5 protein-coding genes are annotated in these 5,321 nt (G+C 65.2%); all 5 read right to left on the reverse strand.

What is annotated here, in order from left to right:
- Positions 1–90: 90 nt before the first annotated feature.
- On the reverse strand, positions 91–348 hold the full coding sequence (locus ACFC02_RS41480; protein WP_376368038.1) for a hypothetical protein: 258 nt from the start codon (positions 346–348) through the stop codon (positions 91–93).
- A gap of 99 nt (positions 349–447) precedes the next feature.
- Positions 448–825: a hypothetical protein gene (locus tag ACFC02_RS41485; RefSeq protein ID WP_376368040.1), complete on the reverse strand. Its 378-nt coding sequence runs from the start codon at positions 823–825 to the stop codon at positions 448–450.
- A gap of 168 nt (positions 826–993) precedes the next feature.
- Entirely contained in the window at positions 994–1,416 is a 423-nt protein-coding gene (locus tag ACFC02_RS41490) for a hypothetical protein (RefSeq protein WP_376368042.1), read from the reverse strand.
- 116 nt (positions 1,417–1,532) lie between these two features.
- A complete protein-coding gene (locus tag ACFC02_RS41495) occupies positions 1,533–1,946 on the reverse strand; it encodes an SsgA family sporulation/cell division regulator (RefSeq protein WP_376368044.1) in 414 nt (137 codons plus the stop codon).
- Positions 1,947–2,316: 370 nt separating this feature from the next.
- The gene (locus tag ACFC02_RS41500) at positions 2,317–5,115 is read right to left on the reverse strand and encodes a UvrD-helicase domain-containing protein (protein WP_376368046.1); all 2,799 of its coding nucleotides are present in this window, start codon (positions 5,113–5,115) and stop codon (positions 2,317–2,319) included.
- Positions 5,116–5,321 lie beyond the last annotated feature (206 nt).

Genomic DNA, 5,321 nt, shown 5'->3' on the forward strand with positions numbered 1-5,321 from the left:
CGTCATCCGTCAGAACCACTTCGACCGTCGGCCGACCCATGCGCGCCATGAGCCCAGCATACTTCTACGGCTTTCCTAAGACTCGGGACACTAGGTCTTCGTCTCGCCCGCCGCCATGGCCGCCAGCGCCTTCTGGAACTGCGGAAGGTGCAGCAGGCTGACGCCCTTGCTGGCGCGGCCCGCAACGGAGACTGACACGGCCGTCTCGTAGTCGAACGTGGTGAGCACGGCGCGATACCGGCCCGTTCCCACGAGGACACCGCGCTGCGCCTCGGACGGGGACTTCGCGGCGGATCCGAGATCAGCGATCTTCACATGGCGCGTGAGCTGACCGTGATTGAGAATCATGTTCCCGGTCGGCTTGGCGGGGGTGAGGGACCGGGGCGGAGGCAGCGGTGGCGGGGGACACGAAGGGGCTGCTCCTTGGCGTGTCGGTGAGGGTCGGGGTCAGGCGGCGTCGGCGACGACATCGGCGAGGAGCGCGAGAGCGGGCGGCGCCGCGAGCAGGCGCAGAGCGGCGAGGGCCTGGTGCTGGTCCCCGGAGGCGAGGGCGTGGGCGGTCATCCGGGCCGCTGCGCGGTCGAGTTCGGCCTCGGTGGAACGGACGGTGACGTCGCGGTCGCTGTTGGCGATGCAGTGCTGGCAGGTCGGCTCGGTGGCCGGGGCGTGCAGGACGAGGGTCGGGTGGCGGTGCGCGGAGGTCTCGGGGCGCCGGCCGCAGGCAGCCCGCAGGCCGTCGAAGAGGTGGATGACGGCGCTGGCGCCAGTGGTGAAGCTGGCGCGGAGAATCCAGACGGGTGCGATGGGCCTGATGGGCTGCTTCATGCGGGCTGGCCTCCAAGGCTCGGTGGTTGGACGGACCGCAGCCCGGCTGCCGGGGGTGCGGCCCCACGCTGTGAAGAAATGCTCGGCGCGTTCGATCAGGCTGGCCGTAGCACGACAGGAGCCGGGACGGCTGCGCCCGCAGCGAGCGGCGGGAGGGTGTGTTGTGCGTCAGCTCTCCGGGACGGTCAGCGGCGCCAGCGGATTGGCGCTGACGAATTGGAGGAACCAGTCGGGTACCTGGCCCAGCTCAGCGTGGTAGCAGGTCCAGATCTCCCGGACGGGAAGGCGGTCCAGACTCTTGTCGGGCAGGACCACGTGGCCCGTCACCTCGATGCTGTTCCAGCGGGGCGCGGCAGCACCGTCCTGGAACCAGCGAATACGGAGTCGGACGGGCCGGACGCGGTGGTTGCCCTCGCCGTCCTCGATGGTGAAGTCCGGGCCGCATTGCCCCTGCCACACCTTCTCGTACGTCCGCTGCGGCGGCTTGGTCGTCCCGGCGTCGTCGTACGTGACCAGCTCGTCGTACCGCTCGGCACGCAGTAAGGGTGTGAACGACACCGGCGCGCCGGGACTGTCGGCCGTCTGCTTCATGGTCTGCTTCTTCTCCATCACAAGGGGGCGGTCCGGACGGGGTGCTGCCGGGGTGGTTCGCCGCGGCGGCGCGGATCTTCCGCTGGGCCCGTTGCGTGCGCGGGGCGGTGTTTGGCTCAGTGGCTCAGAAGCTTGTCGAGGAAGCTGTCGATGTCGACGGATTCAGACTCCCGGCCGGCGGGGACGACCTCGAAGGTCTTGGCGAGCCATGCCTTGACAGCAGCTATGGGTCCTTCAAGGCGGGCGTATCCGTCGGGGGATTCCAGTTCGATGCCGAGGCAGCGGTTTCGGTGAGGGCCGATCGGAGTGATCTTCACATCGCCAATGCCAGCAGGTGCGATGAGGCCCTGGTCGAGCAGGTCGCGGGCGAACGTCCACCGGACCACCTCGTCGGGCGTGACGTCAAAGGAGAACTGCACCGCGTACGGGTCGGAGTCCGTGTAGTACAGCCGCACGGGGATGAAGACACGCATGTCCGGGCCGGCCACGAGCGTCATGCGGATCTTCAGTTCCAGGCCGGGAAGGTCCATGGGTGGATTTCCTGTTCTTCGGCGGGAAGAGGTGGTGGAGGCGGGTGGCGGGAAGCAGGGCCCGGCGCTGCTCAAACACCGCCGTTGCGCCTAGCGAGGGCGCCGTGCGGGAGAGCGGCATGGCGGGTGAGGTTTGCTGCGCCTGGTGTTCCGCCAGGGCGTTGATGGCGAAGAGGACCTCGCCGCCGTGGATGGCCCATCGGTCGAGGTAGTGCCAGGCTTCGGCGTGGCTCTCGGCGAGCGGTTCGTCGTACGCCTTCGTGCCGGGCGCCCTGGGTCATTCAGGTGTGTGAAATGCGGAAGACCGCAGGAGCGGGTGTCTCGTTCGTCGAGAACACCCGCCCCTGCGGCATGAGGTGGCGGCGGTTGGTCAGACGGCCGCAGTGACCGCAGAGCGATCGTCGGCGCTGCCGGGAGCAGCGCTGTCGTTGTCGTCCAGGAGATCCGGATCGATGCCGAGGGCGCGAGCGGCGTTCTTCTTGTCGCGCTCGGTCAGAGCCGTTACGATCTGCTCGTAACTGCTCTGGATCGGCGGGTTCTTCACGGTGCCGTAGCCGAGTACGTACTGGCTCTTCATGGCACGGGTGAAGGCGACGTAGAACATCCGCTTGACGTCCTGGGTCATCTTCGTGTCCTCCCTGTAGAGGACGACAGCGTTATCGAATTCGAGACCCTTGGCACCGTGGATCGTCGAAACGACCAGGTCGGCCTTGGACTCGAGGTTCTTCCGCTTGCGCTCCTGGTTCCTCTGCTTGTTGATGTTCAGCTTTTGCTGGTTCCGCTGGATCTCGAAGGAGAGCAGGTTGTCGCGCAGCCGATCGAAGAACGCCTTGTGTGTGAGCGTGGCCTGGTGGCAGAGCGTGACCCAGCCGTTGATGGTCGCGCTGTTCTCGATCCACCACTCGGAGATCGTGCGCAGGATCGCCTTCTCCACGTTGGCGTTGGCAGCGTTCTTTGTCAGCTTGCTCATGTTGTCCTTGATCCCCTGGGAGACCACGAACGCGGCGTTGGTCGGCGGTGCCTGCAGGACGTCGTTCCAGAAGAACTTGATGTACTTCGAGAAGATGTCCGTGGCGTAGACGCGATCGCTGACCAGAGAGGCGACGCGGCGGTCCGGGTAGCGCTTTTCGAGCACATCCTGGATCAAGGACACCTCGCGGCGCGAGTAGGCCAGGAAGGCCACCTGCTCACCCCCGTCCAGGCATTTGTCCACATAGTCGGGGATGACCGTGTTACGCACGATCGCCTGCAGGTCCCGGGTGACGAACCCGGTGAGTCTGGCCACCTCGCGGTACTCCAGGGTGACCTTCTCCCGGAACGAGTCCGCCGTAGGCATGGCGAGCGAGTTCGCCTGCAGCTGGATGTTGGCGAACTGGTTGGTCTCCAGCCCGCCGAGCACGACGTTCGCGAAGTCCAGGATCTCCTGGTTGCTCCGGTAGTTCGTCGTGAGCTTGAAGGTCGCGAAGACCCCTGAGCCCTCCAGCGTGTTGAGCGCGCGCGGGTTCGCCGAGCGGAACTCGTACAGCGTCTGCGAGGCATCGCCGACGATGAACAGGGACTGAGCGTGCTTGGTGATGTACTTCAGCACGTAGATGAACTCAAACACGCTGTTGTCCTGGACCTCGTCGATGATGAGGTACTTCGACTGCACGTGGGCCGGCTCGGCCATGTCGTCGATCTTCTGGTAGCAGATGATGATCTGCAGCTCCAGCGACGTCTGCTCGATGCGGTCGAGCAGGGCGATCACCTCGTCGAAGTGGCTCTCGACGAAGGTGTTCAGGGCCGTGAAGGCACCGGTCCTGTTCTGGTCGACCTCCAGCAGTCGGTGGCGGAACGTCGCCGCGAACTGGCTGTTCGGGTAGAAGATGTCGATCGAGTTGATGATGGTGTCGATCGCCGAGACCTTGTGCCTCGGGTGGTTCATCGAATAGATGTCGATGATCATCTTGGCGATCGTCATCGAGCCGACGTCCGGGTTCTTTTCCGTGATGTTGTCGGCAGCGGCGTTGGTGAACGAGAGCACCGTGATGTCCGAGGCGGGGACGCCGCAGGCTTCGAGGTACTTGATCCGTTCGAGGATCACGGTCGACTTGCCGGTGCCGGCTCCCGCCTGCGTCATCACCAGCGGCTCGTGCGTGGTGAGCGCGTCGAGCTGCTGCTTGGACAGGTGGGGCGGCAGATTCGGAGGCGTGGCCGGCTGTGCAGGCACGATCAGCTGAGGCTTCATCTGCTCCAGGTGGTCGAGCGTGTGGTTCATCAGCAGGCTGAGGTTCTGCTTCGACAGCTTCGTGGCGATCCGGTCGGAGAAGGTCGCATCCAGCTGCTTGTGGATCTGGCGGTAGGCCTCCAGCGGGACGTTGTAGTTCTCCAGGTAGCGCAACTGGACGGCGAGCATATTCAGCTGCTGCTCCGTCGGGCCCACGGGCATGTCCTGGATGTAGTGGCAGACCTCGTCGGCAATCGCCTCGGAGTCCCAGACCTGGGCCAGGCGCGTGATGCGCTCGTAGATCGAGTACTGGCGCATCCACTCGTCAAACTCATCGCCGAGGTTGGAGGCCGTCAGGCCGGCGGATGTGAGCACCTCCTGGACGTAGTCACGGGCGTTCTCCAGCGGGCTGGTGTCCCACTGCAGGAAGACGGCGGCGTCGTGGTTGCCGTAGCCGGCCGAGCGCGAGACGGCGGTCGCGTACTTCGGCTCGGGCAGCCCCTTCTTGAAGAAGTACAGCTCCATCCGGTACTGGATGACGAGGTCGCGCGTGGACTTGCCGCCGGACTTGTCCTCGTAGAACACGAGCGCCTGCGGGGTCATGTCGAAGGCGACGTCCCAGTCGTCGAATCGGCTGGACGCGGTGTCGACAGCGAAGCGGTCGTCGGCGTGCGGGCTCGGCAGGGTGAAGGACCCGCCGGCGTTCAGAGCGCGGCGCGTGAGCGGCGCGAGCGGGATCGACGTCGTGGTGATGTCGTGCTGCGTCGAGCTCTGCTTGACCTCGATATCGGCGGCCATGGCGTAGGCGGTGTTGGTGGCAGTGTTGATCGGCAGCAGGGACTCGTTGAGCAGGCCGATCTTCTTGCCGTTGCCGGTGAGCTTCGAGGAGAAGAACTTCGGGTCGACGGCCTTCTGAGCAACGGCATTGGCCGAGAGGTCAAGGTCATCAAGCAGGACAGGCATGTCGTTGCCTTTCTCCAGTGGATCGAGAGGCGGATTGAGAGAAAGAATGAATAACGCCGCACAGCAACTATGACAAGAGGTAAATAGTCAGTCGAATGCTCGAAGGCGAGCGAAGAGCGCAGCGACAGGGCTGGGTCATGGGCGCAGGCACGAACCCGGGCGGGGCTCTCGTCAGCCGACGAGCCCCGCCCGGGTTCCTCTCAACC

It is taken from the genome of Streptomyces sp. NPDC056160, from assembly GCF_042268205.1.
In the GTDB taxonomy this organism is placed as follows: domain Bacteria; phylum Actinomycetota; class Actinomycetes; order Streptomycetales; family Streptomycetaceae; genus Streptomyces.

Coding starts and splice junctions, on each gene's coding strand:
- ACFC02_RS41480 (WP_376368038.1), bottom strand. CDS start 348: ATGATTCTCAATCACGGTCAGCTCACGCGCCATGTGAAGATCGCTGAT.
- ACFC02_RS41485 (WP_376368040.1), bottom strand. CDS start 825: ATGAAGCAGCCCATCAGGCCCATCGCACCCGTCTGGATTCTCCGCGCC.
- ACFC02_RS41490 (WP_376368042.1), bottom strand. CDS start 1,416: ATGAAGCAGACGGCCGACAGTCCCGGCGCGCCGGTGTCGTTCACACCC.
- ACFC02_RS41495 (WP_376368044.1), bottom strand. CDS start 1,946: ATGGACCTTCCCGGCCTGGAACTGAAGATCCGCATGACGCTCGTGGCC.
- ACFC02_RS41500 (WP_376368046.1), bottom strand. CDS start 5,115: ATGCCTGTCCTGCTTGATGACCTTGACCTCTCGGCCAATGCCGTTGCT.